Below are 26,257 nucleotides of genomic sequence, written 5' to 3' on the forward strand. Positions count from 1 at the left end.
AAAGGCTCGATTATCGAGCCTTTTTTTGTGCTTTATCGGCATACATTCGCGCGTCTGCAACAGCGAGTAACTTCGTCAGTGAACAAGGTTGCTGATCAGAAAAATCGGCAATACCATAAGAAAAGCCAAGTTCAACTTGGTTATTAAAGCTATTAGGTAAGTCACTGAATGACAACAATAAGCGTTGCATTATAGTATCGCATTCGCTGGTATTTAAATCTGTAAATAAAATCACAAACTCATCACCGCTCAAACGTGCATATAAATCAGCCTTGCGACAACAGTTTTCAAGTAACCCTGCAAAATCTTTCAGTACTCTATCGCCAGCGGCATGACCAAATTTATCGTTAATTGTTTTAAAGTTATCTAAATCAATAAACACTAATTTTGCTTTTAAGTGCTGGCGAATACATAAATCAAGGTAATGCTCTGCAGTGCCAATAAAGCCGCGACGATTAGGCAGTAAGGTAAGCTCATCGGTAGTCGCTAATTGCATGATTGCAAACTCTCGCTCGACGATTGCTGCAAAGTCTTGTAAGGCTTTAATTTCTTGTTTGTTAAAACTGCGTGGTTGATGATCGATAAGGCACAAAGTGCCAATTCTATTTCCTGATTTAAGTGTAATTGGGCAACCCGCATAAAAGCGAATATTTGGGTCTCCCATTACCAGTGGGTTATCTGCAAAGCGCTTATCGTTTAAGGCATTTTCAACCACTAGGGGATCTTTGTATAAAATTGCATGGGCGCAAAATGAAATATCTCTTGCGGTCTCTGTCACATCTAGCCCCACACATGACTTAAACCACTGTCTATGCTCGTCAATTAAGCTAATAACACAAATGGGTACAGAGAAAAATTGTTGGGCAAGGCGAGTTATTCGGTCAAAGGCAGGCTCACTTTGAGAGTCTAAAACATTCAACGAACGAAGCTCTTCAAGTCTAGCTTGCTCGTTTAATGGTAATAAAGGTCGTTCCATTGAATTGCCTTGTAAGTAACAACACAAGTGTCTCTTAACGTTAGCAGAAAAAACCACTCAGTTGCATAAAAACAAATTCTTATATGGAGTATTAAGCCCATGTATCTAGGTGTTTATTACCCTCTTCATCTTCTTCTATGGCACTTTTGTTGCCTTTATCTTCTTTTTTTGAGGCTTTTTTGCGGCGTTCTATTTCACGCTTTTGGCGCTTTTCGAGCTCAATTCGCTGCACGTTCGCATCTTTTACGCCCGCAATATGGAACGCACCTTTACTTTCCAACTGTAAGCGCGTAATTCGACCTAAAAAGGGGATCATGATATCCATTTGTACCTCCTATCTATCCATTTATTATCGGCAGTTATAGCATATACTTTAATTTCGCAAAAAAATGCTTGCCAAAGATTAGCAAAGCATGTTTATCTATATACGTAACTTATTTAAACAGATTTACGCACTGGTTTATACAAACGAGTGCAATACAGGAAAAATTATGCGCTTCAATCTGACAACTATCCATCATCACCATCATTCACCGGAATAGCCTGTCAGGTTTTTCGCTGAGAGGTTATTCCTAAAAGGAACCTCTGGCGAGCAATCAACCAAATTATTTATTTTCGCCCTGAGGTTCCCTCGGGGTTTTTAGTTTTTGAATTAAAGGAAAATGAATAATGAGCAATACCAACCGTTTACGAATCGCCATCCAAAAAGGCGGCCGCTTATCAAAAGACTGCCAAGAGTTACTAAAGCAACTTGGTGTTAAATTAAATCTTCGTGAACAACGTTTAATCGCACACTCTACCAACATGCCAATTGACGTACTTCGTGTACGCGATGACGATATTCCGGGCCTAGTAATGGACGGTGTGTGTGACCTAGGTATCGTTGGTGAAAACGTACTTGTTGAAGTTCAAGCCGAACGCGAACGCCAAGGCGTGGCATTCGAAGTAAACAAACTTTCTAAACTTGATTTTGGTTACTGCCGCCTAGCACTTGCATGGCCACAAGAACTTGGTCCGCAAGATAAAAGCTGGTTTGAAGGTAAACGCATTGCCACTACTTACCCAGAAATCTTAAGCCAGTACCTAAAACGCGAAGGCATTAACGCAAGCACAGTCATGTTAACGGGCTCTGTTGAAGTTGCTCCGCGTGCTGGTTTAGCTGATGCAATTTGTGACCTAGTGTCTACCGGTGCAACCTTAGAAGCTAATGGCTTGATGCAAGGCGACACCATCTTAGAATCAAATGCATGTTTAATTCAAAACAAAGACCTTACTGATCAAAGCAAACTTGATTTAATCAACACGTTAATGCCGCGTTTACGTGGTGTGCGCCAAGCAAAAGAAAGTAAATACATCATGCTACACGCACCAAAAGCAAAGCTTGATGAAGTATGCGACTTACTACCTGGCACAGGCCAACCGACTTTACTATCGCTTGCTGGTAGCGACGATTATGTAGCACTTCACATGGTTAGCAGCGAAACCCTTTTCTGGGAAACAATGGAACAGTTAAAAGCACTAGGTGCCAACTCAATTCTTGTTATGCCAATTGAAAAAATGATGGAGTAATTATCCATGTTTCGCTGGAATGAGGAAAATCAACAAGCACAGCAGGCGGTACTTACCCGCCCTGCTGTTACTGCAAGTAAAGAGGTTGAAGCAATTTGCATCGACATCTTAAATGCAGTTAAAACACAAGGTGACGCAGCGTTATTAAAGATGGCAACAGAGTTTGATAAGCGCGAAACGCCTCGCTTATTAGTGCCAGTTGAAGAAATAAACCAAGCTGAGCAGTTATTATCAAACGAGTTAAAAGCCGCCATCGAAACGGCCTACGCCAATGTAAAACGTTTTCACCAAGCACAATTACCTAAAGACATTAAGTTAACAACACAACCAGGGGTATTGTGTGAACTTAAATATCAAGCCATTGAAGCGGTAGGTATTTACGTGCCAGGTGGCAGTGCGCCATTGCCATCGTCCGTGATCATGCAAGGGGTGCTTGCACAATTAAGTGGTGCACAAACCGTTGTGCTGACTACACCTGTGAAAGCCGATGAAACTATCAACCCTGCCATTTTATATGCGGCAAAACTATGTGGTATTAAAACCATTATAGAAAGTGGCGGCGCCGGAGCGATTGCAGCTATGGCTTACGGTACAGAGTCAGTGCCTAAAGTGAACAAGATTTTTGGCCCGGGAAATAGCTTTGTCACCATGGCAAAACAACTTGTTGCGCAAACTATTCCGGGCATGGCGATTGATATGCCAGCAGGCCCTTCTGAAGTGCTAGTGATCGCTGATGAGCGTGCAAACCCAGAGTTTATTGCGGCAGATTTATTATCTCAAGCGGAGCACGGTGCTGATTCACAGGTTATTTTACTGTGTAACAGCGAACGCATTATTGAAAAAACACAGCAAGCATTAACAGAGCAACTAGCAAAATTAAGTCGTAAAGACACTGCCGAGCAAGCCCTAGCAAACTCAAGCTTGATATTAGTCGACTCGGTTGAGCAAGCCTTTGCGGTGTCTGCGCAATATGGTCCTGAGCACCTTATTCTACAGCTTGCTGATGCGCAGCCTTATTTAAGCTTAGTGAAAAATGCCGGCTCAGTATTTGTGGGTGATTACACTCCGGAGTCTGCAGGTGACTATGCATCGGGTACGAACCACGTACTACCAACGTATGGTTACAGTGCGACCTATTCGAGCTTAAACTTACTGGACTTCTTTAGAACTTACACAGTGCAAACCATCAGTAAAAATGGCTTACGTGAATTATCTAAAGCAATTTTACCTTTGGCCGCAGCAGAGGGGCTTGATGCTCACGCTAATGCTGTTTCAATTCGTCTTGAGGCTATGAACAATGAGCGATAATTCAAAAATAACAACGCTGTTGCCAGATAACATTGCAGCGCTTACAGCCTATAGTTCAGCGAAAAGTGAAAAACTAACAGGCACAACGTGGTTAAATGCCAATGAAAGCCCGTATTCACGTACGCCAAATATCAATTTAACTGATTTAAATCGCTACCCAGATCCGCAGCCTCAGCAAGTGATCACCCGTTACGCTTGCTATGCTAATTTAGAGCCAGAGCAAGTACTGATGACCCGCGGTGCTGACGAAGGTATTGAACTATTAGTACGTACTTTTTGTAGCCCTGCTAAAGATACCATTGCACTTTTTTTGCCAACTTACGGCATGTACAAAGTCACTGCTGATACCCACAACATTGCGATTAACGGTTTAACTCAAGAGCTGTTATTAAAAGGCACAGTTGATGAGATTGTCACTGCGGTTGCTGATTCAAAGCTGGTGTTTATTTGTAATCCAAATAACCCTACCGGCAGCATGACAAGCCTAGACAAAATCAGAAAAATCACCCAGCAACTTGCGGGTAAAGCGATTGTAGTGGTGGATGAAGCTTATATAGAATTTTGCCCAGAACAAACAGCGGCAAGCCTGATCAACGAATTTAGTAACCTTGTGGTACTAAGAACCTTATCAAAAGCATTTGCACTTGCGGGTTTAAGAACAGGCTTTACGCTTGCCAACAGTGAGCTACTTGCGCCTATTCGTAAAGTGATTGCGCCTTACCCTGTATCAACGGTGGTTGCGAGCATTGCCGCAGATGCATTAAGTAGCGACAACATCGCTTCAATGCGCCGTCAGGTAACGATTTTAAATAGCTTAAAAGCCAAACTGAAAAGCTGGCTTGAGCAATCACCTGCTGTTATCAAAGTACTGAGCGGTGAAGGTAACTTCGTCACCTTAAAACTAAAAGACAAACAATCATTTAATATCGCACTTGAGCAAGGACTCGTGATGCGTGCCTTCACTTTATATGGCGAAAATGATTGGTTACGAATTTCTATCGGTAACGAGCAAGAACTAGAACAAGTAAAAATTTGGTTAGATGGCTTATCACTGACCAGCAATACAGTAGAACAGGAATTATCATGAGCAACCCGTATTTATTTATTGACCGCGATGGCACGATTATCGAAGAGCCTATCACCGACAAACAGGTTGATAGCCTAGAAAAATTAGTGTTCTTGCCGAATGTGATCCCTGCTCTATTACAACTTCAAGCGGCAGGTTACCGCCTTGTGATGGTTTCAAACCAAGATGGTTTAGGCACTGATAGCTTCCCGACCGCTGATTTTGATATTGCCCAAGACAAGATGATGGATATCTTAAACAGCCAAGGGATTAAATTTGATGAAGTTCTGATCTGCCCGCACTTTGATGAGCAAAATTGTGACTGCCGTAAACCAAAAACTGGTTTACTTACTGAGCTGATGCGCTCAGGTAAAGTCGATTTAGCACGCTCATTTGTGATTGGTGACCGCCAAACAGATATCGGACTTGCCAATAACTTATGCTGCGAAGGAATTTTGTATGACGGCAGCTGGGATGCCATTGTCACTAAGCTGACAACCGCAAACCGTGAAGGTCGTGTCACTCGTAACACCAAAGAAACGCAAATTGATGTGCAAGTTAATTTAGACCAAACAAAAAATGGCGAAATTAGCACTGGCCTTGGCTTTTTCGATCACATGCTTGACCAAATTCGTACACACGCCAATATCGGACTTAATATTCAAGCCACTGGCGACTTACACATTGATGAGCACCACCTAGTTGAAGATATCGGCATTGCACTTGGCCTTGCCCTTAAACAAGCGCTAGGTACAAAAACGCAAATTGGTCGCTATGGCTTTGCACTCCCTATGGATGAATGTAAAGCAGAAGCGCAAATTGACTTATCGGGCCGCGCCTCGTTTGTATTAAATGCTGATTTTAGCCGTGAAAAAGTGGGCGACTTAGACGTGCAAATGGTTGAGCACTTCTTTAAAAGCTTAAGTGATAATGCCGCAATGAGCCTAATTCTGTCGGTTAGCGATGGTAACTGTCATCACCAAGTTGAAGGCCTTTTTAAAGCGTTTGCAAGAGCACTTCGCGCTGCGATTGCAAAAGATGCCTCACAACAAACAGCAAGCTCTAAGGGGTGTTTATGATTGCCATAATTAATACCGGTTGTGCCAACATTAACTCAGTTCGTTTTGCCTTTGAGCGCTTAGGGAAAACGCCTGAGGTGATCACCTCACCTGAGCAACTAAAAGGCTTTGAACGTGCGATTTTACCTGGCGTAGGTCATGCTTCTGTTGCCATGAAACGCTTAAAAGACGGTGGTTGGCAGCAAGCAATTGATGAATATCAGCGTCCATTGATGGGCATTTGTTTAGGCATGCAATTACTTTGCGACAGCACTGAAGAAGGCAACGTTGATTGCCTTGGTAAAATTCCGGGTGTTGTTAAGCACTTAGAAGTGGGCACATTAACCTCACCACACATGGGGTGGAATGACCTAAGTGTGTTAAAAGAGCATGCCCTTACCAAAGGGTTATCGGCGCAAGATCAAGTGTACTTTGTGCATAGCTTTGCTCACACAGTGAACGATGCCACCCTAGTTAGCGGTGAATACGGGCAAGCTTTTTCAGCGATAGTTGCCAAAGATAACTACGCAGGCATGCAGTTCCACCCAGAGCGAAGCGCCAAAGTAGGCACCCGACTTTTACAAAACTTTTTAGATTGGCAGCTGTAAGCGCAGCAAAAAATAAGAGAAATAAACGTGATTATTCCAGCACTCGATGTATTACAAAACCAAATTGTGCGCTTATACCAAGGTAAGTATGATACAGCACAATTTTACCCTTACGAACTTGGCGCACGCTTACAAGAGTACGCAAACAGCGGCGCAGGCAAACTGCACCTAGTTGATTTAGAAGGCGCGCGCGATCCAAATAAAAAACAGTGGCAGCATATTCAAGCTGCAACCAAAGCGCTTAATGTGCCTTATCAAGTGGGCGGTGGTATTCGCTCTGAGCAAGATGTTGCTGACTGGCTTGAAGCCGGTGCTAACCAAGTCGTGATTGGCTCAATGGCCGTTGAAAAGCGCGAACAAGTAAAGGCCTGGATTGAAAAATTTGGCAGCTCTCACTTTGTTATCGCACTGGATGTTAATAAAACTGACAACGGCTGGGCACCCGCAACACATGGTTGGTTAAGTGAATCTGAGTTTGGTTTGTTCGAACTTGTTGATTTTTACGTGGCACTGGGTGTGGTTGATTTTCTGTGTACTGACATCAGTAAAGACGGCACCATGACTGGTCCTTCGTTTGCACTTTATGAAGATTTAACCAACCACAACAGCGAGATTAAAGTTCAAGCTTCAGGCGGTGTAAGCTCACTTGATGATATTGCAAAGCTGAAAAAACTGGGCGTTGGCGGTGTTATCTTAGGTAAATCATTGCTTGATGGTGCCTTTAATGTTGAGGAGGCGCTAGCATGTTATCAAAACGCATAATCCCTTGTTTAGATGTAAAAGACGGCCAAGTCGTTAAAGGTGTTAAATTTAAAGGCCATGAAGTGGTTGGTGATATTTTAACGCTTGCCAAAGCCTACAGCGATGCCGGTGCGGATGAACTGGTGTTTTATGAAATCAGTGCCAGCGTCGAAAAACGCCTACTTGATGTTAATTGGGTAGAGAATATTGCACGCCACATTGATATTCCATTTTGTGTGGCAGGCGGCATTAAATCTGTTGCCGATGCAGCACGTGTTTTAGAACGTGGTGCAGATAAAATCAGTATTAATAGCCCTGCAATTGCTCGTCCAGAACTTATCAAAGAATTACACGATGAGTTTGGTAAACAATGCGTAGTTGTGGGTATTGATAGCTTTTATGATGAAAACACTGGTGAGTATTTAGTCTACCAGCTGACTGGCGACCCAAATGCATCAAGCCGTACTCGCTACAAAACCGAAGAATGGGTTAAGCGCGTGCAAGACCTAGGCGCTGGTGAAATCGTACTAAATTGCATGAATCAAGATGGCGTGCGTAAAGGCTACGACAATGTTCAGCTATCAAAAATGCGTGCACTGTGCGATATTCCTCTGATTGCATCGGGCGGCGCAGGTACGATGCAGGACTTTGTTGATGTATTTCAGCAAAGCCAAGTTGATGGTGCGCTCGCTGCCAGCGTATTTCACAAGAACGTCATTGATATTGGCGAACTAAAACAATTTTTAATCGATAATAATGTAGCGGCAAGACTATGCAATTAACCAAAGACACTCTTTCTCAAGTCGACTTTGCCAAAAGCGAATTGATCCCAGCTATCGTGCAAGACGCACGCTCTGGGGTAATTTTAATGCAAGGCTTTATGAATCAAGATGCATTAGCTGCCACTTTCGACAAGCAAAAAGTAACCTTTTACTCGCGCTCTAAAGAGCGTTTATGGACCAAAGGCGAAACATCAGAAAACTACCTTGAAGTAGTCTCAGTACACACCGACTGCGATTACGACTCACTATTAGTACTGGCAAACCCACTTGGGCCAACATGCCACCTAGGTACACAAAGCTGCTTCGGCGATGATGCTAAACCTAGCTTGTCGTTTTTAGCTGAGCTTGAACAAGTGATTGTTTCGCGTAAAGACGATGATCCAAGCAAAAGCTACACAGCGTCTTTGTTTGCAAAAGACTTAAGCCGTAGTTGCCAAAAAGTGGGTGAAGAAGGTGTTGAAGTTGCCCTTGCAGCCATGAAACATGATAACGATGAATTAACCAATGAATCAGCAGACTTACTGTATCACTTAACAGTGTTATTACAGCGCCAAGGCTTATCGCTGGCTGATGTGGTGAGCTGTTTAAAAGGCCGCCATAATTAATAATTATAGAGTGTGGTATCTAAATACCGCACTCTATTGCTGTTTTAATGCTTCTAACACAATTTTAAATGCCGGAGACGGTTGCCTTCGGCTCGGGTAATACAAATAATAACCAGGAAATGCAGGGCACCAATCAGCCAACACTTTAATTAAATTACCATTTTTTATATGCTCACCAAACTCTTCTTCAGGTAGAAACGCAATACCTAACCCCTTTAACGCCGCCTCAACAATATGATGAGAGGTATTAAAGATTAATTGACCGCGTACATTCACATTAAGTTCTTCACCCTCTTTTTCAAACTCCCACGCATATAAACCGCCATGAGTCGGAAAGCGAATATTGATACAATTATGTGCAGTAAGATCCTTTGGCGTGTTAGGCTTTGGATGCTTAGTAAAATACTCAGGGCTTGCAACGGCTGCCATATTGAGCTCTTTACCAATAGGCACTGCAATCATATCTTTATCTATAGTTTCGCCAAGACGAACGCCAGCGTCGATACGCTGAGCAACAATGTCTGTGTAGCCATAGTTAACATTAAACTCAATATTAATATCGGGGTATTGCTTTAATACATTGGCCAGTTTTGGGAGTAATGTGTTCTGAATGATAAAGTCACCACAGGTAATTTTTACCGTACCCGCAGGTTTGTCTCTGAGTTCAGTTAACGCTTCTAACTCATTTTCAATATCATCAAAACGATGCCCTATTGCATTGAGTAAACGCTCCCCGGCGAGTGTCGGTGATACGCTTCGAGTTGTTCTGGTTAACAAACGAATATCTAAATTTGCTTCTAGTGAACGAATAGCCTGACTCAAAGCTGACTGAGTCACGCCTAACTGGGCCGCAGCACGCGTAAAACTGCCAGTTCTTGCCACAATGACAAAATAGTTCAATTCATTGAGGTTTTGTTTGATCATCCACCAGCCTTTTAATAAGTATTACTAATAAAGCATATTAGTATTCATTAGCTAGTCTATTCAACCTATGTCTGAAAAAATACTCCATCACATTTAACTGTATGGACTAGCATGACAAATTACTCAACCTATCAAGATGATCAGCCTATGGAGCAGCAAGCTAATTGGAGTGGGGTTTTTGCGATGACATTATGTATTTTCGCCTTAATAGCCTGCGAGTTTATGCCTGTAAGCTTATTAACACCTATGGCTGAAGATTTATCAATTAGTAAAGGCATGGTTGGTCAGGGGTTAGCAATATCTGGCTTTTTTGCGGTGGTCACGAGTCTATTCATGAGTCCTTTATTTGCTAAAAGTGATCGAAAAACCTTACTAGTCGCTCTAACCTTGATAATGCTACTGTCAACTTTAACAATCTCTGTAGCTGATAGTTACGCTGTTTATATGCTTGGTCGTGCGTTAATCGGCTTAGTCATTGGTGGCTATTGGTCACTTTCAACTGCTTCTGCAATGCGCTTAGTTCCCGAGGAAAAAGTGCCTAAAGCACTGGCAGTATTTAATGGTGGTAATGGTCTTGCCATGATAATTGCAGCACCACTTGGCAGTTATTTAGGCAGTGTTCTTGGCTGGCGAGGCGCGTTTATGTGTTTAGTGCCATTTATTGCTATTGCTGTATTTTGGCAATGGCAGGCTTTGCCTAGCATGCCAGCTCAGCAGCAATCAAAAGGACCTTTTTCTGCATTTAAGTTATTTAAAAAGCCACTCGTCCGTTTTGGTATGCTAGCTGTCGCGCTGCTATTTATGGGGCAATTTACTTTATTTACCTATGTAAGGCCCTTTTTAGAGTCAGCGTTTCAAGCCACCAGCCAACAAGTCTCTATGGTGTTATTTGTTATCGGTTTTGCAGGCTTTATTGGCACCTTATTGATCAGCAAGGTGATAAAGCTCAGTTTAGCGTTTGCATTAATAGCAGCTCCTGCGGTTATGGCTTTAATAGCATTTTGTTTAGCTAATCAAATATCTCTTTTTAACATCAACATCGTATTACTTGGATTATGGGGGTTAATTGCAACTGCAGCGCCTGTTGCTTGGTGGAGCTGGGTAGCTCGTGCTTTACCAAAAGATGCTGAAGTTGCAGGAGGATTGATGGTAGCAATTATTCAATTTTCGATAGCGCTAGGCTCAACATTCGGCGGCATATTATTCGATGTTTATGACTACCCTATTACCTTCTTTGTTAGCGCAGCTATCTTATTTTTTGCAGCTATTGCCAGCTATTTCACTATAAAAACACCCTAAAAAATCATTAGGTGGCTCATACTTGGGCTACCTAATGTTCATTTTAAGCACCTAAAAATACATTCGACACTTTTAGGCAATAAATCGACTGTTCTAATATAACGCCAAACTGCACAAATAACCGACAATAACCTCATCAAAGCTGCATTGTGAAAACAAATTGCAGTCCCTGTTAAGCAAAAAATAGGAGAGAGTTATGACAACCTCAACTGATAATTTTTACCAAAGCGATGCTGTTAACTTTGAAAAAGTAATTTTCAAAAACCAATTACAAATGAATGTAGTCGGTAATCTTTTTACACCTAAAAATGCAGAGAAAGGTGCGAATCTTCCGGCACTTGTAATTGGTCATCCTATGGGTGCGGTAAAAGAGCAAAGTGCTACTTTATATGCAACTAAACTTGCAGAGCTAGGCTTTGTAACTTTGGCAGTTGATCTTAGCTTCTGGGGCGAAAGTGACGGCGAACCACGTAATACTGTACTACCTGATTTATACGCAGAGTCATTCAGTGCCGGTGTCGATTACCTTGCTAGCCGTTCATACGTCAACAAAGAAAGCATTGGTGGTTTAGGTGTATGTGGTAGTGGTGGTTTCATCATTAGTGCCGCAAAAATTGACCCACGTATCAAAGCTGTGGCAACAGTTAGTATGTATGACATGGGTGGCGCAACGCGCAATGGTTTAGGCAACTCTATTGATCTTGATATGCGTAAAGATATGCTCGATGAGGCTGCAGAGCAGCGTAATGTTGAGTACCTTGGTGGCGAAGTACAATACACTGGCGGCTGCCCCCATCACATTGATGAAAGCTCACACCCAATTGCAAAAGAGTTTTATGACTTTTACCGCACTGAGCGTGGTGAATATACACCAGAGCGTTCATCAGCAGATTTAACAACACACCCAACATTAAGCAGCAATGTGCGTTTTATGAACTTTTATCCATTTAACGATATTGAGACTATTTCACCACGTCCATTGCTGTTTGTTGCTGGTGAACACGCTCACTCATTTGAGTTTAGCCAACAAGCCTATGATTTAGCTGCTGAACCTAAACAATTATTGGTTGTACCAAATGCAGGTCATGTTGATTTATATGATGATGTGGGTTTAATTCCATTCACTAAAATTGCTGAATTTTTCACAGCAAGTCTTTAACTAAAACGTGTCATGGTAACGAATGGGACATAGGGATATGCCCATTCGTTTTTTATATCAATTCGCTTAATTAACTATTATTGCCCATTGGTATTATAAGTAGCCGGCTATTTAGCCGTTGCTAAAAAAGCTTCTACATCTCGTTTTGGTGATAAACCAAAAAACCGAGAATACTCACGAGAAAATTGTGAAGGGCTTTCGTAGCCAACCTTAAAAGCAGCACCTGAGGCATCCATACTCTCGCCAACCATCAACCTTCTAGCTTCCATTAACCTTAAACGCTTTTGATATTGCAACGGACTCATTGAAGTTAGGTCTCGAAAATGATGATGGAAAGTCGATTTACTCATTTTAGCAAGACCCGCTAAGTCCTCTACACTCAAGGGTTGATCATAGTTTTCTTTTAACCACTTAACACTACGAGCAATTCTCAGCCCTTGGCTACCTGTTGACACTATATGGCGAAGCTCTGCCCCATGCTCACTGTTAAGTACACGCCAAAAAATTTCGCGTTTAATTAATGGCGCAAGCACTGGCATAGACTCAGGATCATCAACCAGATCAATTAATCGTGTAAAAGCGTTAAGGAGCGGTTCTGTCATCTCACCTAAGGTCATTCCCTTATTGAGTGATTGCTTGTTTAATTTGTCGAGCGGTATTTGCGAAATCAGTTCACCTAACATAGCCAAATCAAGCTTTAACACTAAGCCTAAATAAGGTGCGTCGTCTTTTGCTTCAAGAACTTGCATTTTTGCAGGCAAATCAATAGAGGTAATCAAATACTTGTGTGGGTCATACTTGAACACATCTTCGCCCAAGGTCATGCTTTTTGCCCCTTGTAGCACCAGTGCAATACTTGGTTCAACCACACACATTGAACAAGAGGTGGCGGCCTGTGTTTGTCGATAAAAAAACAAATCCTCAATCACGCTATCAGCAGTTTCTTGCTGGCCAATAAGCGGCGCAATCCTGTCTGCTAAAGCAGCGCTCATTTTAGCAATAGCATCATAATCTGAATGCATAACCAACCCAATTAAATTCAAGATACTTAACTATACGCTCGGTTATACAATATTGACCAGTGATAAATTTGCCGCCTCGGACTAATAGGCAATAACTTGCGTGCATTGTACTTTTTAAAGGCACAGTTTTTAGCCAAAATGAAGATTCGTTCGGTTACAAACACATGGAGAAAAGTATGAAGTATATTATCGGTACCCTTATCATAACGATGAGTGCATTTAGTCATGCAGAAAACGCCTCTTCACAACGTTTAGAATTACCGCAAATCACAGTGCAAAAAAATGGCACTCAGTACCCAATGACTGGGCTCGACAAGTATTTCACGGGCAAAGTACGCGTCGAGCCTAGTTTCCAAGCTCATGGCGAAGCGAAAGCCGCTGGTGCCATGGTAACATTTGAGCCCGGCGCTCGAACAAACTGGCACACCCACCCTGTTGGCCAAACCTTAATTGTTACATCAGGTATGGGCTGGGTTAATCAGTGGCATGGACAACCTCAGGTTATAAAACCAGGTGACGTTGTACATATTCCTGCTAATGTTAAACATTGGCACGGTGCTACAGATAAAACAGCCATGATGCACTTAGCTATTCAAGAATCAAAAGACGGTAAGGTTGTTGATTGGTTAGAGCCAGTAACAGATAAGCAATATTTAAAAAAGCAGTAAAGATGGTAAGTGAAATGCAAATAAAGTTCACCAGTAACGGCAAAACTATGCAAGCGACGCTAGAAAGTAACAATGCCGCTAAGCATTTTTATCAACTTCTACCATTGACTTTAAAAGTAGAAGACTTCGCCAATGCTGAGAAAATTGCCACTTTACCAGAGAAATTAAATCTACAAGGCTTACCTGCTGGCACCGATGCCGGCGCAGGAGACATCACTTATTACGCACCTTGGGGTAACCTTGCGCTCTTTTATAAGCAGCAGAGTTATGCAAATGGTCTTATAAAACTTGGCAAAATAACGGGCGATAGTCAGTTTTTTAAAAGTTTAGGCCAAGCGGATGTCACTATAGAGCCCTTGTAGTAGATACTAACTCTCCAGTTAGCAAAGCTGCTTCTGTACGCCACAAAGCAGCTTTTTTATTGCCTGACTTTATCTGCCCAGTGCTTTTAAAACATCACGAGCAAAATCATGCTCACTAAAGCCTTTAAGCCCTGCAAGGTCGTACCCTCGCCTAACAATCACTAACTGCTCGCTTGGAATGATCACTAAAAATTGACCACGGTTGCCTCGCGCTGCAATGGTATCGTTTGGTAACTCAGGAAAACGTTCGTTATAAAGCCACCACTGTGCGCCGTATCCCGGTGCCGTTACAGAGGGTTGAGCAGGGGCAGGTTTACTAATATAACTTAACCAGTCTTTTGGTAATATTTGCTCACCTTGCCAGCGGCCATTATTCAGGTGTAATAGCCCCAAGCGAGCAAGATCCCGCGAAGTAGTCCACACTTGCGATGACAAAATAAAGTCACTTTGCCAATCTGACTCTAAAAACGTGTGCTGCATGCCGATTTTATCGAGTAAATTGTCATATGGGTAACGCAAATAGCTCGCTTCATCGTTGAACGTTTCTCGTAAGGTACGTAGCGCTAACATGGTGTCGTTATTGGCGTATTTCCAACGGCTACCAGGCTTTACTTCTAACGCAGTATGAGTCGCAGTATCAGACACTAAACCGCCGCCCATATAGACACGATCCGTACGATTGCCCGCTTTATTACTGTCTAAACCTGATGCCATGTGAAGCAAGTTTTCAAGGGTAATTTCGCCGCGTGGGTCAAGCGGGTGAGACCAGCTTTCAAGCCCCGTAGGCTTTGTAACATCAAGCCGCTTTTGCGCTACCGCCACACCAATAATGCTCGCGCCAATACTTTTTGCAACAGACCAAGTACGCTGGGCAGTTTCAGGTGTAAAACCTGCTTTATATTGCTCTGCTAGAATCGCATCAGGGCTTGCTATCAAAATTGCCGAAGTTCGTGCGCCTTCACCATAATGACGAGTAAAAGCCTGTGCAATAACCTCATCAAGCGCCTTATTGCCCGTCGCTTTATTAACACCATTTAGCATTTGCCAAGGCTTACCATCATCCTTTTGGTAGGCTAAGTTTTCTTTAAACGGTGCTTGCACGAGTTTTGCAGCTTTAAGGCTTGCCCCTACGGGTAAATCAACACAGCCTAAACGAGGCCGCCACACCGATATGCGCTGCTTATCTTTATCGTAATCAACAATGACTCGTTTGTGCTCAGTATCAATGTTCGCTTTTAGTGTTTTTACAGTGTCTGCTATTAAAGGGTAAATACCGGTAAGTTCATCTATATTGATTTGATCTTTGCTTTTGCCAGCGTTAAACGTGGCACTACAGGTAAAATTGGCGACGTACCCAGCGGCATAAGCGTTCAAGGTTGTATCTGTTTCTTCGCTACAAACAAAAAAGCTAGTGCACAACAACGTACTCAGGAAGGTTATTTTTTTCATTATTACTCCATGGAGGCCAAAGAGTTTAAGTTAGCAAAAGAAAAAAATAATGATATGTTTTTACGGCAGTATTCGCTCTTTAAGCGATAAATTACCGAATAAAAAAGGAACAACAAAAAACGCCATACTAGGTATGGCGTTTGGCTTACTCAATCTAAAAATTATTTAAAATGTCGAGGCATCAATTACATAACGATAGCGCGCTTTTTTCTCCACCACGCTTTGCCATGCATTATTGATTTCAGAGGCTTTGATTAACTGGGTTGCTGGCAGAATATTATTCTTAGCACAGTAATCAACAACTTCTTGCGTTTCTTGCATATCACCAATTAACGAAGCATTAAAGTTTACGCGGCTTGCAGCCAATGCTAATGCATTCATATTTAATGAAAACTCTTCTGGCATACCCACTTGGGTATACGTGCCGAATGGTTTTACTAATGATGCATATTTAGCGATATCATATTTCACTGGCAAGGTATTAATTAAATAATCAAGCTGCGACTTATGCTCGTTGTAAGCGTCTTCACCGTCAACAACAACCACTTTAGCGCCAAAGGCTTTAATATCGGCTACTTTATCTTTTGAGCTTGTGAACGCATAGACATCAGCACCTTGTGACACAGCCAATTTAACAGCTAAGTGCCCAAGCCCACCAATACCAACAACACCTACTTTATCGCCTTTTTTCAAGTTGAATTTAAGCAGCGGAGAATACGTTGTAATGCCGGCACATAATAAAGGAGCAGCATGCTCTAAACTAATGTTTTCAGGAATATGCACTGCAAAATGATCGCGAACAACAATGTTATTCGAGTAACCACCTTGTGTTATACCTGTCGGTGAGCGCTCATCAGGGTAACCATAAGTAAATTTTGTTTCTGGGCAATATTGCTCGCCTTGATCTTTACAGCTATTACAGTCAAGACAGCTATCAACCATACAGCCTACACCAGCACGGTCGCCCACTTTAAACTTAGTCACATTCTTACCGACCGCAGTTACAATACCTGCAATTTCATGACCTGGTACTTGAGGGTATTGCTGTGCGCCCCAATGCCCTTTCATCTGATGAATATCTGAGTGGCAAATACTGGCGAATTTAATTTCGATTAAAATATCGTTATCGCCTACTGGGCGTCTTTCGAACTCCCATGGCTTTAGTAAGCCTGAATTATCAAAAGCCGCATAGCCACGAGATTTTATATTGCCATTTGCAAGCTGCTCAGATGATGCTGCAAATGAAGGCGCCGCAAAGCCACCTAATAACAGGCCTGCACCTAAAGCTGAACTCGTTTTAATAAAATTACGACGTGATAAGTCTTGCGTTTCATGTTTGTCACACATCTCAATGTACCTTATGCTAAATAATCTTCATCTGAAACAGCTTCGAACCAGTCAACAGGTTTACCATCGAGTGCTTCTTGAACTGCTACATGCTTCATTGCACTATCAGCAGTCGCACCATGCCAGTGTCGCTTCCCGCAATTACACCAAATTAAATCACCTGGATTGATGACTGTTTTCTCACCACCCTCGCACTGTGTCCAACCTTGACCTTCTGTAACTAATAAAACTTGGCCGAGTGGATGAGAATGCCAATTTGTGCGAGCTCCTTTTGAAAACTCCACCACAGCAACACCAACGCGGGCAGGTGCTGGTGCATTAAATAAAGTACTGATTTGCACTTTACCTGTGAAACATTCTGCTGGCCCTGCAATTGGATCTTGAGAACCTGACTTAATTACTTGCATATCGTTTGTTTGCGCTGAATCACTCATATGTTTCTCCTTGGCTTGCTTAGGTTATGGTCTACTATTTCAGTCTAAAGCATAGTTAAAAACCATAAATGCCTGAAGCTCGCGCTTTCTTGCCTATTTGTGTAAAAAAGTTTTTAAAGCCTTTAAACCTTTTTTATCAGCACCTACGACTAAGCTAATAACACCACACATATGAAAGGGAAGAACCATGTTAAGTACAGTAAAAACGCTTTCACTCATTGCCGCAGGCTTATTATCAGCACAAACATTTGCTTGGGGTGATATGCCACTACAAGAAACTAAAAACCTAACGCTAGATGCAGCCTCATTAAGCGCTTTAAAAGTAGAAGCAGGCTCTGGTTTTTTACACATTACCGGTAGTGACAGTGATGAAGTAACCGTTAAAGCCGAGATTTATCAAGAAAAGCCTCATGATGAATACTGCTTAAACCTTGAAGCCAAAGGCAATAACGCAGCGCTTAGTGCAGGCCAGTGCGATTACCACACCAATAAGCAAACTCGCATTGATTTAACCGTTGCTATCCCTCGCTCATTTAATGTAAATGTGCACGATGGCTCTGGTGAAATTATCATTAGCAAAGTTGCGAATACTGTGATCAACGATGGTTCAGGTTCAATTACCGCAAATGACATTACAGGCACATTAGAAATCAATGATGGTTCGGGTAGCATAGAGGCACGCAATATCAGCCGTGATATTAAAATTCATGACGGCTCAGGTAATATTGATGTTGCCAACGCACAGGGCAATATTGAAGTACATGATGGCTCTGGCGGTATCGACTTAAATGATATTTCGGGTGATGTTGTCGTTTCAGATGGCTCAGGCAGCATTCGCGTTGATACTGCAGCAAACTTTGAGTTACTAAGTGATGGCTCTGGCTCAGTAAAAGTAACCAACATTGCAGGCAAAACCAAGATGTAAGCTCACGCTTTTATAGTTTTTAGCAACTATAATGCCTTCCTTTGCGAAGGCATTTTAAATTGTAATTACCAATCTTTATTAGCATTTTTACAAGGGCTTAGGTATCCTTTAGGAAACGTTTAAGGAACTGCTATTTAAAAGGATAGCCTGATATGAAAAAGCCACTCGCCGCCTTACTAACTGGCCTTGTTTTAACTGGTTGTACAGGACTAACAACTGAACAACAAGCGGCCATTGATAACCTAACCCCTTGCGAGAAAATCAACGCCCTATTAGGTGCTTACGACAACCGCTTTGAAGGCTTAAAACGTAGCCGTGTAAATACTAAATACATGGAAACATGGACAGCGAAATACAACCTTATTGCCGATAACTGTCAAATCACGGCGCTTGATAAAGACAATGTTACCTACCGCTGTGTTGGCAACTACGAGCAACAGCAACAAGCTGTCGCTGATCACACTCGTGCAGTTAATTTTACCCAAGCTTGTTTAGCGGGTAATAATTGGCACCAAACACAAAAAGAGTCAGCTGAATCGTTACGCACCACGTTTGTGCTTGACGAAAACAACCCTGTTATCTCAATTCATTCGGGTAAAACCCTATCACGCAAACAGCCTTGGTCTACCACGCTTGAAATTGGTAAGCCAATTGAAGGTAAGTAATACACTCATGAAGGCTATATTAGCCTTCACATCACTATGACAAATTCAAAAAAACCAACCAGTCAATTTAAAACAGATTGCATCGGTCAATGTCATCGCCTAAATGGTTATTGCACTGGCTGTGGTCGCAGTAATGATGAAATTTTTGATTGGATCATTTTATCCGAGCAAGAAAAGCAAGCGATTTTAAATACTCCTCGCCCTGACATAAAAGCGAAATAGTTCTGACACCCAAGCGTCATTAAAGCTTGTTAGCCTGATTCAAACTGACCATCAGGTAACGATAATGACCGCTATTTTTGTAATTAACTTAGCAAGCTCTACTGAACGATTAAACCGTGTTAGCCATGAGCTCAACGCACAAAATTTGGCATTTGAACGCCTTGATGCAATTGATGGAAGAGAGCTGTCTGATACAGAGATAGCCAAGCACTATAGTGCTGATTTAAATATAAAAAAATACCATAAGCCATTGAGTAAAGGTGAAATTGGCTGTTACCTGAGTCACAGAAAAGCATGGCAAACCATTGTCGATAGGCAATTAGATTACGCCATTATTTTAGAAGATGACTTTGTTCTCGACCGCTCTATTCACAGTGCAATTGAAAACATTAGTACATTAAAACAGCCTTGGCAGCTAATAAAATTGGCCGCTTATAAAGACCGAAATCGGGAAATTGCCTTTACAAAGCCCCTTGCTGATGAGCAACACTTAGTTATTCATAAAAAGCTTATGTCTGGCTGCTGTGCAACTGCTGTTAGTTTTGAAGGTGCAAAAGCGCTATTAAAAGCCACAGCCATATTTGGCCGCCCCGTTGACTGCGATTTACAGCACGTGTGGGAAACCGGTGTTTATGGATACTCTTTGCTGCCCTACCCGGTATCACAACCTGATAATTCACAAAGTGATATTCGTGATAGATCAGTAAAAGTTAAAAAGTCGTTTTGGCGACGTAAAAAACAACAGCTACAAAGTGCACTACTAAACGCAAAATACACTAAGCAGTTTGTAAAAACGCAGCAAGTACCAAACAAAAAGAAAGGAGCCGCAGCTCCTCTCTTACCAATCAAAAATCATTAACGATTTATTTTGCTTGGCTGTTATTTAGCTTGATTTGGGTGGTCAACACCCATCCATGCTTTAAACAATGCCATTTGAGCTGGTGTTGCATCTTTTAATGCTTTGACCTTTTTCTCTTTATCAAAGTCTTCGCTAAGTGTTAGCGTTGTGCTTTGTAATGCATCGCGTCTAATGAAATCAACAGTCACTGTGTCGCCTGCTTTAAACGTTTCAAGGCTGGCTGTTAAATCTTTACCAACATGCTTTTTGTTAAACGCCACGATTTTGTCATCAGTCGTTAAGCCCGCTTGCCATGCAGCGCCACCACGGCGAACATGAGTTAGGGTTAATAACTCACCGCTGTTTTTTGCAAACGAATCAATACTAGGTACTGATTTTGCGCCTTCAGGGCGAATTAAACCTAAACCTACTTTTGCAAGTAGCTCATCAAAGTCGATAGCAGCTGGCTCATCCACATTCGCTTGCCACCAAGCGCTGTAATCACGACCTGTAAGCTCTTTTAAAATTGCTTTAACATCATCTGGCGTAAAACCATCTGGTAAACGATGCTTGTTGTAAAGCGCGCGGTGAACGTCGCGGTAACTGATTTTGCCATCGCTTTTTTCTAGCAAATCAATATCAAGTGCCATTGAAATCAATGAACCTTCTAAATAGATATTAGTGCTATAGTTGCGAGCGTGGTCGCCGCCTTGGTTAATCCACTTATCAAAGCTTGTTTCGGTTGCACTTTGTACTTCGCGACCCGGTGTTTGTAAGTGACGATTAACGGTTTTCGTTAACGTACCGAAGAACTCATCAGTTGTTTCAATGCCAGCGCGTACCATTAAGTGATCTTCAAAGTAGCTGGTTGAGCCCTCTGCAATCCATAATGTTTTCGCGTAGTTAATATTGGTGTAGTCATACGGCGCGATACCTTTAGGGCGGTATGCTTTTACGTTCCAAGTGTGAATAAATTCGTGAGCTGCGGTGCTGATAAACGCAAGGTAATCTTTACGAGAACCAAAACGGTCACGTGGGCGCTGGATAATGGTTGAATTTAAATGCTCTGTTGCACCGCCTGCTCCTGACGTAGCATGCACCATAAATACGTAACGCTCATACGGGTAGTTATCCCAAATTACGTTACCCGTTGTCACTAGCTTTTTAAGGTCAGTTAGCATTTGTTCTACATCGTAGTTGCCTTCCCCCCAAATAACGAGTTCGTATTCACGACCATCAACAGTGAACTTATGTAGCTCATTGATACCCGTTTCGATTGGTGAATCAACTAAAATATCGTAATCAGCGGCCTTAAAACTGTGTTTAGAACCCGCATTTTCCATACCCGATACTGAGCGCCATTCTTTTGGTACATTTAGCTCAACTTTAACTGGGTCTTGGCGGAATGATTCGCTGAACATGAAAAAGCCAGATGCATCAATGAAGGCATGACTGTCATCAATATGACGAGCACGTTTACCTAGCTCGTTAGCGTAAACTTGGTAATCTACATTGACTTGAGTAGGTTCGTTTAGATGAACACGCCAAGTGCTGTGGTCAATTTTTTCCCACTTTAAAGCCTTACCATCATCATCTTTTGCTTCGAAAAAGCGCACGCCATTGGCAAGATTTAAAATTTCGTAACGGCCAGTACGCCAAGCTGGAAGTTTAATATCTAAATGTGCTTGTGCTGTTTGCGGAAACTCAACACTTACATTACCTAAATGGTGCTCAGGCTGAGTGATAGACAGTGAGTAGTTCACATCTGCAAACGCACTGCTAGAACAGGCCGCCAAAATAGACATTGCCAAAAACTTTTTCATAACAACTCTTTTTATTACTATCAAAATTGCGAAACAGCCTAACAATTGCGAGAAAAAATGTGAATTAAAAACCGATAAACAGCCATTGCAACAAGTTTGATAGACAAAATAGCTAAGTTTTTGACTTGGAACCTACATTTCGTATTAATTTGTTGTAAACTTAGCTAATAGAAATTTGAATTTTTGATGGCGGTATTACTAGGTGCAGCAACAGCATGATGTTCTTAATAAAAAGTTAAAGCAAGCGATCGACGCTCGAACAGTGGTCGAAGATGCGCGCAAACATCAAGTTGAAGTTCTTTCTCAGTTTGCAGCGAAACTATCGCTAAGCTGTAAAGGACTAGACATTGAACTAGACAATCGTTTAGCGAAATTTAGAAATGCCCTTAAAAAAGGGGTTAAATTCGAATTACTCACCCCCTTTATCGATGATGTGCTTGGCCTGTTAAAACAACAAGAAACTAAGCAAATGGCACTGCAACGTGAGCTAAATGAAAGCGTCACTGACGCAGGCAAGCAGCTGCAAAAAGTACGAGGCTTGCCTGAAGATGCACGTCGTTCGCTACGTTACTTACTCGATCACGAATTAAATAATATTCAGTCTAATCATGACTTTGTGCCACTACTTTCAAAGCTGATTTTAATTTATCATCAAGCCTTACAAGCCAAGCTTGCAACAACAAATACAGCTGAGGCGCAAATAAGACCAGAGCTTGCCACACAGCTGCTTTCTCTTGCCAATGACTTAGTGCTCGAAGATGAAAGTGCCGAGCAAATTAAGACTATCAAAAGTAAAATAACCCACAATGATAGTGTTGACGATCTGCTTGATTCTGCACTGAATATTATCAGCATCGTTACGCGCAATATGAGCAAAGAGCGCCAATCAGCGCAAAGCTTTTTGATCTCATTAAATCAAACAATCGAAGATTTACATCATTCCATTGTTTCTACCAGCAAGCATTCAGAATCTCTGAGCGCTGAATACGACACGCTTAACAAGCAAATCGAAAGCAAAATTAAAAACTTGCATACGCAAACACAGCAAGCGACGTCTATTTCTTCGCTTAAAGAGCTTGTAGAAGAAGAATTAAAATCATTAAGTGATGATTTAATTGCGAAAGAAAAGCTAGAACAAACCGAACGCGAAAACTTACTCGCTAGCTTTAACGATATTAATAGCCGCATTAGTCATTTAGAAACCAAGCTTTCGACCTATAAGCAGCGCCTAAATGAGCAGCGCTTTAAAAGCTTACTCGATGGCCTAACTAAGTTGCCAAACCGTGCTGCATTTGATGAACGCTTTAACCATGAATTTAACTTATTTAATGTGCAAGAATCAGATATCACCTTTGTAGTGATTGATGTAGACCACTTTAAATCAATCAATGACCAATATGGCCACAGTGCCGGTGATAAAACACTGCAAGTAATTGCTAAAGCATTACAAAAATCAATTCGTAAATCAGACTTTATTGCCCGTTACGGCGGCGAAGAGTTTGTGTTACTAATGAGTGGAATGTCGATTGAAAATGCCGCTGTGCCACTTGAAAAACTGCGCAAAACAATTCAAGGCATTCCGTTTAAATTTAAAAATAAGCAAGTAGAAATCACCATTTCTCTTGGTGCAACCCAGTTGAAAAAAGGTGATACCCCGCTGATTGCCTTTGACCGTGCAGATGAAGCACTATACAAAGCCAAGAACGAGGGACGAAATAAAGTTTGCATTAGCAAATAAAGGCCTCATCTAGTATGTGAGGTCTTTGACACACAATGATAAAGGCTCATAGACGAGCCGGGAGAGTGCTTATGTTAAAACAACTGAATCCTACAGGTGTACTGGATTTACTATCGCAACTAGAAGTTGATCTACTCGAACAATCATCCACCAGCGAGCGCTATAAATTATTTAGGAACTGTGTGCTCGCGGTTCTAAATGTGGGCAGCCACACCGATTCAAGCTCTGAAATTTACAATAAATACGAAGACTTTGATATTCGCTTATTAAGCCGCGAACGCGGGATTAAGATCGAACTTGAAAATCCACCCGAATCCGCCTTTGTTGACGGCGAAATTATTACCGGTATTCATGAACATATCTTCTCGGTTATTCGCGATATTCTGTTTATTTGTCAAAAGTACGAAAAAGATTTAACAGAACAAAAAGCCATTACTCATATGGTATTCGATATGCTGCGAAACGCAGGCGCATTGAGAGTAAATAGTGACCCAAGCATGATAGTTTGTTGGGGCGGCCACTCTATTAACGAAGTGGAATACAAATATACCAAACAAGTTGGCTATGAGCTTGGCCTTCGTGGCTTAAACATTTGTACCGGCTGTGGCCCTGGTGCAATGAAAGGCCCAATGAAAGGTGCCACTATTGGCCATGCCAAGCAACGTATTACTAATAATCGTTACTTAGGTTTAACCGAGCCAAGTATTATTGCCGCTGAGCCACCTAACCCGATTGTAAATGAGCTGGTGATTTTGCCTGATATCGAAAAGCGTTTAGAGGCTTTTATTCGTACAGCCCATGGCATTATAATCTTCCCAGGTGGGGCGGGTACCGCAGAAGAGCTGTTATACCTTTTAGGTATTTTGCTACACCCAGATAACGAAAAACAATGTTTACCAGTGATCCTTACTGGTCCTAAAGAAAGTGAAAACTACTTTATTGAGCTGTGTAAATTCGTTGAAAAAACGCTTGGTAAAGCGGCGCTAGATAAGTTTGAAGTGATCATCGATGATCCAGAGCGCGTTGGTAAAACGCTTAAAGAGAAGATGGTGGAAGTGCGCGAATACCGCAAGAGCCAAGGTGATGCCTACTACTTTAATTGGACACTAAAAATCGATCATGATTTCCAACAGCCGTTTGCACCAACTCATGCTAATATGTCGAGCTTAGATTTACATTTAGATCAACCAACTCAGCAACTCGCAGCTAATTTACGCCGTGCGTTTTCAGGCATTGTAGCTGGTAATGTTAAAGACGAAGGCTTACAAGCCATCAAACAACATGGCCGATTTGTGCTAAGTGGTGAACCTGCGCTTATGGCTGATATGGACAAACTACTGGCAGCATTTGTTGAGCAAGGCCGAATGAAGTTGCCTGGCAGTAAGTATATTCCTTGCTATGAGATCAAAGCCTAACAGGAGCCTATGTGACAACCCAATTACTTTTAATAGATGCGCTAAATCTTATTAGGCGCATCTATGCTGTTGATAGTAATCAGAGTCATCACAGTGAAGAGCATATGATAAAAGCAAGCTGTGCCCGCGTGGCACATGCTTGCAAAAAGTTACGCCAGCAAACGAATGCGACTCACGCGATTGCCGTGTTTGATGGTGAAAGAAGTTGGCGTTATCACTACTTTGAGGCCTACAAAAGCACTCGTTCACCAATGCCTGACATCCTCAAGCAAAACTTATCACGCTTTAAACAAGCAATTGAAGACACTGGCATTGTGGTGTTTTCACCTGATAATGATGAAGCCGACGATATAATTGCTACTCTTGCTTACAAGGCCGCATCTAATAATGTGCATTCTACTATCGTTTCTACCGATAAAGGGTTTTTGCCGTTTTTATCTGAGCAAATTGCAATATTTGATTACTTCAAAAAACAGTATATTGAGCTTGAAGATATCAAGCAGCGCTTTGATGTACCAAAGCATCGACTTGCTGATTTTTGGGCTTTAGCTGGTGATAAAACCAATGATATTCCGGGCGTTAAAGGGATAGGTAATAAGTCGGCGCAGCAATTAATCAACGATTATGAGTCGATAGAAGCGGCCATGAACGATAATGAGCTAAACCCGACTCTTAAACGTAAGCTGAGTTCAGAAATGGACATGTTCGTAATATCAAAAAACCTTGTTATGCTGCGTACCGATATTAACTTAGGCTTTAGTTTAAAGCAGTTAAGGCTCAATTAGTCGCAATCTCGTAGCACAGTTTGCCAACTAAGCGTATACTGAAAATTCGCGTTAGTTTTATAGAGTTACACATGTTTAAAAAGGTTTTCCAATATCTGGTACTTGGATTAGGTGTTTATGCACTGATAGCAACCCTAGTGATCACTTTTTATAAAGATGATCCGCAAGCCATGATCTGGCAAGACCGCGAAGCTTTTAATAAACGCTATATCGCAAAACTATCGATTGATAAGCCCGAAAACCTTAATGCGGTGCTTGATTATTTAGGTAGCCCCGATCTAACCTATGCTAAACGAGTCGAAGACAATGTTTGGCAGATTATTTTTTACCGCACTCAGCATGTTAAATCTGATGGCATAACCACCATCGATGAATGCACAGGCCTACTATTTAAAAATGGTCAGCTGGTATTATGGGGGCCAAGTGCCTATGAAAGCTATCAACAAGAAACCTAACCGCTTATGATGGA

28 protein-coding genes are annotated in these 26,257 nt (G+C 41.9%); 20 read left to right on the forward strand and 8 right to left on the reverse strand.

From position 1 onward, the window contains the following. Positions 1 to 10: 10 nt before the first annotated feature. Positions 11 to 976 (reverse strand): sensor domain-containing diguanylate cyclase, encoded by a 966-nt coding sequence (locus HUS62_RS17715; protein WP_175080642.1) that lies wholly within the window; start codon positions 974 to 976, stop codon positions 11 to 13. A 91-nt stretch (positions 977 to 1,067) separates the two neighbouring features. Continuing rightward, positions 1,068 to 1,301, reverse strand: coding sequence for a hypothetical protein (locus HUS62_RS17720; RefSeq protein WP_175080643.1), 234 nt, complete (start codon positions 1,299 to 1,301; stop codon positions 1,068 to 1,070). Positions 1,302 to 1,645: 344 nt separating this feature from the next. Here HUS62_RS17720 and hisG point away from each other — a divergent pair, with 344 nt between their 5' ends. Genes hisG through hisIE form a run of 8 tightly spaced genes read left to right on the forward strand, consistent with a single transcriptional unit; the run spans position 1,646 to position 8,713 of the window. Then, a complete protein-coding gene (gene hisG / locus HUS62_RS17725; RefSeq protein ID WP_054563881.1) occupies positions 1,646 to 2,545 on the forward strand; it encodes an ATP phosphoribosyltransferase in 900 nt (299 codons plus the stop codon). A 6-nt stretch (positions 2,546 to 2,551) separates the two neighbouring features. Further along, complete coding sequence (gene hisD / locus HUS62_RS17730) at positions 2,552 to 3,853, forward strand: histidinol dehydrogenase (protein ID WP_175080644.1); 1,302 nt, start codon at positions 2,552 to 2,554, stop codon at positions 3,851 to 3,853. Further along, positions 3,843 to 4,940 carry a histidinol-phosphate transaminase gene (gene hisC, locus HUS62_RS17735; RefSeq protein WP_175080645.1) on the forward strand — a complete coding sequence of 366 codons (1,098 nt, stop codon included), beginning with the start codon at positions 3,843 to 3,845 and terminating at the stop codon, positions 4,938 to 4,940. The genes hisD and hisC overlap by 11 nt, the downstream gene beginning before the upstream one ends. After that, entirely contained in the window at positions 4,937 to 5,998 is a 1,062-nt protein-coding gene (gene hisB / locus HUS62_RS17740) for a bifunctional histidinol-phosphatase/imidazoleglycerol-phosphate dehydratase HisB (protein ID WP_054563884.1), read from the forward strand. The genes hisC and hisB overlap by 4 nt, the downstream gene beginning before the upstream one ends. Next, positions 5,995 to 6,585, forward strand: a complete 591-nt coding sequence (gene hisH / locus HUS62_RS17745) for an imidazole glycerol phosphate synthase subunit HisH (protein WP_063707478.1) — start codon at positions 5,995 to 5,997, stop codon at positions 6,583 to 6,585. The genes hisB and hisH overlap by 4 nt, the downstream gene beginning before the upstream one ends. A 27-nt stretch (positions 6,586 to 6,612) precedes the next feature. Then, complete coding sequence (locus HUS62_RS17750; protein ID WP_063707479.1) at positions 6,613 to 7,347, forward strand: 1-(5-phosphoribosyl)-5-[(5-phosphoribosylamino)methylideneamino] imidazole-4-carboxamide isomerase; 735 nt, start codon at positions 6,613 to 6,615, stop codon at positions 7,345 to 7,347. Next, the gene (gene hisF, locus HUS62_RS17755; protein ID WP_055021694.1) at positions 7,329 to 8,108 is read left to right on the forward strand and encodes an imidazole glycerol phosphate synthase subunit HisF; all 780 of its coding nucleotides are present in this window, start codon (positions 7,329 to 7,331) and stop codon (positions 8,106 to 8,108) included. Before HUS62_RS17750 ends, hisF begins: the two co-directional genes overlap by 19 nt. Continuing rightward, positions 8,099 to 8,713, forward strand: a complete 615-nt coding sequence (gene hisIE / locus HUS62_RS17760) for a bifunctional phosphoribosyl-AMP cyclohydrolase/phosphoribosyl-ATP diphosphatase HisIE (protein ID WP_175080646.1) — start codon at positions 8,099 to 8,101, stop codon at positions 8,711 to 8,713. Before hisF ends, hisIE begins: the two co-directional genes overlap by 10 nt. A gap of 33 nt (positions 8,714 to 8,746) precedes the next feature. Here the strand turns inward: hisIE and HUS62_RS17765 are convergent, their stop codons facing one another. Beyond that, positions 8,747 to 9,637, reverse strand: a complete 891-nt coding sequence (locus HUS62_RS17765; RefSeq protein ID WP_175080647.1) for a LysR family transcriptional regulator — start codon at positions 9,635 to 9,637, stop codon at positions 8,747 to 8,749. Positions 9,638 to 9,748: 111 nt separating this feature from the next. On the opposite strand from HUS62_RS17765, the gene HUS62_RS17770 reads away from it, so the two are divergent. Together HUS62_RS17770 and HUS62_RS17775 are read left to right on the forward strand one after the other, a co-directional pair. Next, positions 9,749 to 10,936 carry an MFS transporter gene (locus HUS62_RS17770; RefSeq protein ID WP_175080648.1) on the forward strand — a complete coding sequence of 396 codons (1,188 nt, stop codon included), beginning with the start codon at positions 9,749 to 9,751 and terminating at the stop codon, positions 10,934 to 10,936. A gap of 196 nt (positions 10,937 to 11,132) precedes the next feature. Next, on the forward strand, positions 11,133 to 12,095 hold the full coding sequence (locus HUS62_RS17775; protein WP_058584162.1) for an alpha/beta hydrolase: 963 nt from the start codon (positions 11,133 to 11,135) through the stop codon (positions 12,093 to 12,095). Between the two features lie 107 nt (positions 12,096 to 12,202). Here HUS62_RS17775 and HUS62_RS17780 read toward each other — a convergent pair whose 3' ends face one another. Beyond that, positions 12,203 to 13,117 carry an AraC family transcriptional regulator gene (locus HUS62_RS17780; protein ID WP_175080649.1) on the reverse strand — a complete coding sequence of 305 codons (915 nt, stop codon included), beginning with the start codon at positions 13,115 to 13,117 and terminating at the stop codon, positions 12,203 to 12,205. 176 nt (positions 13,118 to 13,293) lie between these two features. Between HUS62_RS17780 and HUS62_RS17785 the strand changes: the two genes are divergently transcribed. Together HUS62_RS17785 and HUS62_RS17790 are read left to right on the forward strand one after the other, a co-directional pair. Continuing rightward, positions 13,294 to 13,785 (forward strand): cupin domain-containing protein, encoded by a 492-nt coding sequence (locus tag HUS62_RS17785; protein WP_175080650.1) that lies wholly within the window; start codon positions 13,294 to 13,296, stop codon positions 13,783 to 13,785. Between the two features lie 14 nt (positions 13,786 to 13,799). Further along, positions 13,800 to 14,147 (forward strand): cyclophilin-like fold protein, encoded by a 348-nt coding sequence (locus HUS62_RS17790; RefSeq protein ID WP_175080651.1) that lies wholly within the window; start codon positions 13,800 to 13,802, stop codon positions 14,145 to 14,147. Between the two features lie 69 nt (positions 14,148 to 14,216). Here the strand turns inward: HUS62_RS17790 and HUS62_RS17795 are convergent, their stop codons facing one another. The 3 genes from HUS62_RS17795 to HUS62_RS17805 all read right to left on the reverse strand — a co-directional run bounded on the left by HUS62_RS17795 (position 14,217) and on the right by HUS62_RS17805 (position 17,377). Next, a complete protein-coding gene (locus tag HUS62_RS17795; protein WP_175080652.1) occupies positions 14,217 to 15,596 on the reverse strand; it encodes a serine hydrolase in 1,380 nt (459 codons plus the stop codon). Between the two features lie 165 nt (positions 15,597 to 15,761). Beyond that, positions 15,762 to 16,943: an NAD(P)-dependent alcohol dehydrogenase gene (locus HUS62_RS17800; protein WP_054563894.1), complete on the reverse strand. Its 1,182-nt coding sequence runs from the start codon at positions 16,941 to 16,943 to the stop codon at positions 15,762 to 15,764. A gap of 11 nt (positions 16,944 to 16,954) precedes the next feature. Further along, positions 16,955 to 17,377 carry a cupin domain-containing protein gene (locus tag HUS62_RS17805; RefSeq protein ID WP_055021700.1) on the reverse strand — a complete coding sequence of 141 codons (423 nt, stop codon included), beginning with the start codon at positions 17,375 to 17,377 and terminating at the stop codon, positions 16,955 to 16,957. A 187-nt stretch (positions 17,378 to 17,564) separates the two neighbouring features. Here HUS62_RS17805 and HUS62_RS17810 point away from each other — a divergent pair, with 187 nt between their 5' ends. The 4 genes from HUS62_RS17810 (at position 17,565) to HUS62_RS17825 (ending at position 20,048) form a co-directional block, all read left to right on the forward strand. After that, positions 17,565 to 18,302, forward strand: a complete 738-nt coding sequence (locus HUS62_RS17810; protein WP_175080653.1) for a hypothetical protein — start codon at positions 17,565 to 17,567, stop codon at positions 18,300 to 18,302. A 152-nt stretch (positions 18,303 to 18,454) separates the two neighbouring features. After that, positions 18,455 to 18,967: a hypothetical protein gene (locus HUS62_RS17815; RefSeq protein WP_175080654.1), complete on the forward strand. Its 513-nt coding sequence runs from the start codon at positions 18,455 to 18,457 to the stop codon at positions 18,965 to 18,967. Positions 18,968 to 19,003: 36 nt separating this feature from the next. After that, positions 19,004 to 19,189 carry a DUF1289 domain-containing protein gene (locus tag HUS62_RS17820; protein WP_138557701.1) on the forward strand — a complete coding sequence of 62 codons (186 nt, stop codon included), beginning with the start codon at positions 19,004 to 19,006 and terminating at the stop codon, positions 19,187 to 19,189. Between the two features lie 64 nt (positions 19,190 to 19,253). Next, positions 19,254 to 20,048, forward strand: a complete 795-nt coding sequence (locus HUS62_RS17825; RefSeq protein ID WP_175080655.1) for a glycosyltransferase family 25 protein — start codon at positions 19,254 to 19,256, stop codon at positions 20,046 to 20,048. Between the two features lie 20 nt (positions 20,049 to 20,068). Here the strand turns inward: HUS62_RS17825 and HUS62_RS17830 are convergent, their stop codons facing one another. After that, positions 20,069 to 21,850, reverse strand: coding sequence for a M61 family metallopeptidase (locus HUS62_RS17830; RefSeq protein WP_175080656.1), 1,782 nt, complete (start codon positions 21,848 to 21,850; stop codon positions 20,069 to 20,071). Between the two features lie 202 nt (positions 21,851 to 22,052). Here HUS62_RS17830 and HUS62_RS17835 point away from each other — a divergent pair, with 202 nt between their 5' ends. From HUS62_RS17835 to HUS62_RS17850, 4 genes are all read left to right on the forward strand, one after another. After that, positions 22,053 to 23,588 (forward strand): GGDEF domain-containing protein, encoded by a 1,536-nt coding sequence (locus HUS62_RS17835; RefSeq protein WP_175080657.1) that lies wholly within the window; start codon positions 22,053 to 22,055, stop codon positions 23,586 to 23,588. A gap of 71 nt (positions 23,589 to 23,659) precedes the next feature. Then, on the forward strand, positions 23,660 to 25,003 hold the full coding sequence (ppnN, locus tag HUS62_RS17840; RefSeq protein WP_175080658.1) for a nucleotide 5'-monophosphate nucleosidase PpnN: 1,344 nt from the start codon (positions 23,660 to 23,662) through the stop codon (positions 25,001 to 25,003). Between the two features lie 11 nt (positions 25,004 to 25,014). Beyond that, entirely contained in the window at positions 25,015 to 25,788 is a 774-nt protein-coding gene (gene xni / locus HUS62_RS17845) for a flap endonuclease Xni (protein ID WP_175080659.1), read from the forward strand. Between the two features lie 71 nt (positions 25,789 to 25,859). After that, entirely contained in the window at positions 25,860 to 26,243 is a 384-nt protein-coding gene (locus HUS62_RS17850) for a DUF3192 domain-containing protein (protein ID WP_054563904.1), read from the forward strand. Positions 26,244 to 26,257: the final 14 nt, after the last annotated feature.

Origin of the sequence: Pseudoalteromonas sp. 0303 (assembly GCF_013349995.1) — a bacterium.
Classification (GTDB): domain Bacteria; phylum Pseudomonadota; class Gammaproteobacteria; order Enterobacterales; family Alteromonadaceae; genus Pseudoalteromonas.

Bases quoted from the DNA above. Each gene is read 5' to 3' on its own strand.
- HUS62_RS17715 (WP_175080642.1), bottom strand. From the start codon at position 976: ATGGAACGACCTTTATTACCATTAAACGAGCAAGCTAGACTTGAAGAG.
- HUS62_RS17720 (WP_175080643.1), bottom strand. From the start codon at position 1,301: ATGGATATCATGATCCCCTTTTTAGGTCGAATTACGCGCTTACAGTTG.
- hisG (WP_054563881.1), top strand. From the start codon at position 1,646: ATGAGCAATACCAACCGTTTACGAATCGCCATCCAAAAAGGCGGCCGC.
- hisD (WP_175080644.1), top strand. From the start codon at position 2,552: ATGTTTCGCTGGAATGAGGAAAATCAACAAGCACAGCAGGCGGTACTT.
- hisC (WP_175080645.1), top strand. From the start codon at position 3,843: ATGAGCGATAATTCAAAAATAACAACGCTGTTGCCAGATAACATTGCA.
- hisB (WP_054563884.1), top strand. From the start codon at position 4,937: ATGAGCAACCCGTATTTATTTATTGACCGCGATGGCACGATTATCGAA.
- hisH (WP_063707478.1), top strand. From the start codon at position 5,995: ATGATTGCCATAATTAATACCGGTTGTGCCAACATTAACTCAGTTCGT.
- hisF (WP_055021694.1), top strand. From the start codon at position 7,329: ATGTTATCAAAACGCATAATCCCTTGTTTAGATGTAAAAGACGGCCAA.
- hisIE (WP_175080646.1), top strand. From the start codon at position 8,099: ATGCAATTAACCAAAGACACTCTTTCTCAAGTCGACTTTGCCAAAAGC.
- HUS62_RS17765 (WP_175080647.1), bottom strand. From the start codon at position 9,637: ATGATCAAACAAAACCTCAATGAATTGAACTATTTTGTCATTGTGGCA.
- HUS62_RS17770 (WP_175080648.1), top strand. From the start codon at position 9,749: ATGACAAATTACTCAACCTATCAAGATGATCAGCCTATGGAGCAGCAA.
- HUS62_RS17775 (WP_058584162.1), top strand. From the start codon at position 11,133: ATGACAACCTCAACTGATAATTTTTACCAAAGCGATGCTGTTAACTTT.
- HUS62_RS17780 (WP_175080649.1), bottom strand. From the start codon at position 13,117: ATGCATTCAGATTATGATGCTATTGCTAAAATGAGCGCTGCTTTAGCA.
- HUS62_RS17785 (WP_175080650.1), top strand. From the start codon at position 13,294: ATGAAGTATATTATCGGTACCCTTATCATAACGATGAGTGCATTTAGT.
- HUS62_RS17790 (WP_175080651.1), top strand. From the start codon at position 13,800: ATGCAAATAAAGTTCACCAGTAACGGCAAAACTATGCAAGCGACGCTA.
- HUS62_RS17795 (WP_175080652.1), bottom strand. From the start codon at position 15,596: ATGAAAAAAATAACCTTCCTGAGTACGTTGTTGTGCACTAGCTTTTTT.
- HUS62_RS17800 (WP_054563894.1), bottom strand. From the start codon at position 16,943: ATGTGTGACAAACATGAAACGCAAGACTTATCACGTCGTAATTTTATT.
- HUS62_RS17805 (WP_055021700.1), bottom strand. From the start codon at position 17,377: ATGAGTGATTCAGCGCAAACAAACGATATGCAAGTAATTAAGTCAGGT.
- HUS62_RS17810 (WP_175080653.1), top strand. From the start codon at position 17,565: ATGTTAAGTACAGTAAAAACGCTTTCACTCATTGCCGCAGGCTTATTA.
- HUS62_RS17815 (WP_175080654.1), top strand. From the start codon at position 18,455: ATGAAAAAGCCACTCGCCGCCTTACTAACTGGCCTTGTTTTAACTGGT.
- HUS62_RS17820 (WP_138557701.1), top strand. From the start codon at position 19,004: ATGACAAATTCAAAAAAACCAACCAGTCAATTTAAAACAGATTGCATC.
- HUS62_RS17825 (WP_175080655.1), top strand. From the start codon at position 19,254: ATGACCGCTATTTTTGTAATTAACTTAGCAAGCTCTACTGAACGATTA.
- HUS62_RS17830 (WP_175080656.1), bottom strand. From the start codon at position 21,850: ATGAAAAAGTTTTTGGCAATGTCTATTTTGGCGGCCTGTTCTAGCAGT.
- ppnN (WP_175080658.1), top strand. From the start codon at position 23,660: ATGTTAAAACAACTGAATCCTACAGGTGTACTGGATTTACTATCGCAA.
- HUS62_RS17850 (WP_054563904.1), top strand. From the start codon at position 25,860: ATGTTTAAAAAGGTTTTCCAATATCTGGTACTTGGATTAGGTGTTTAT.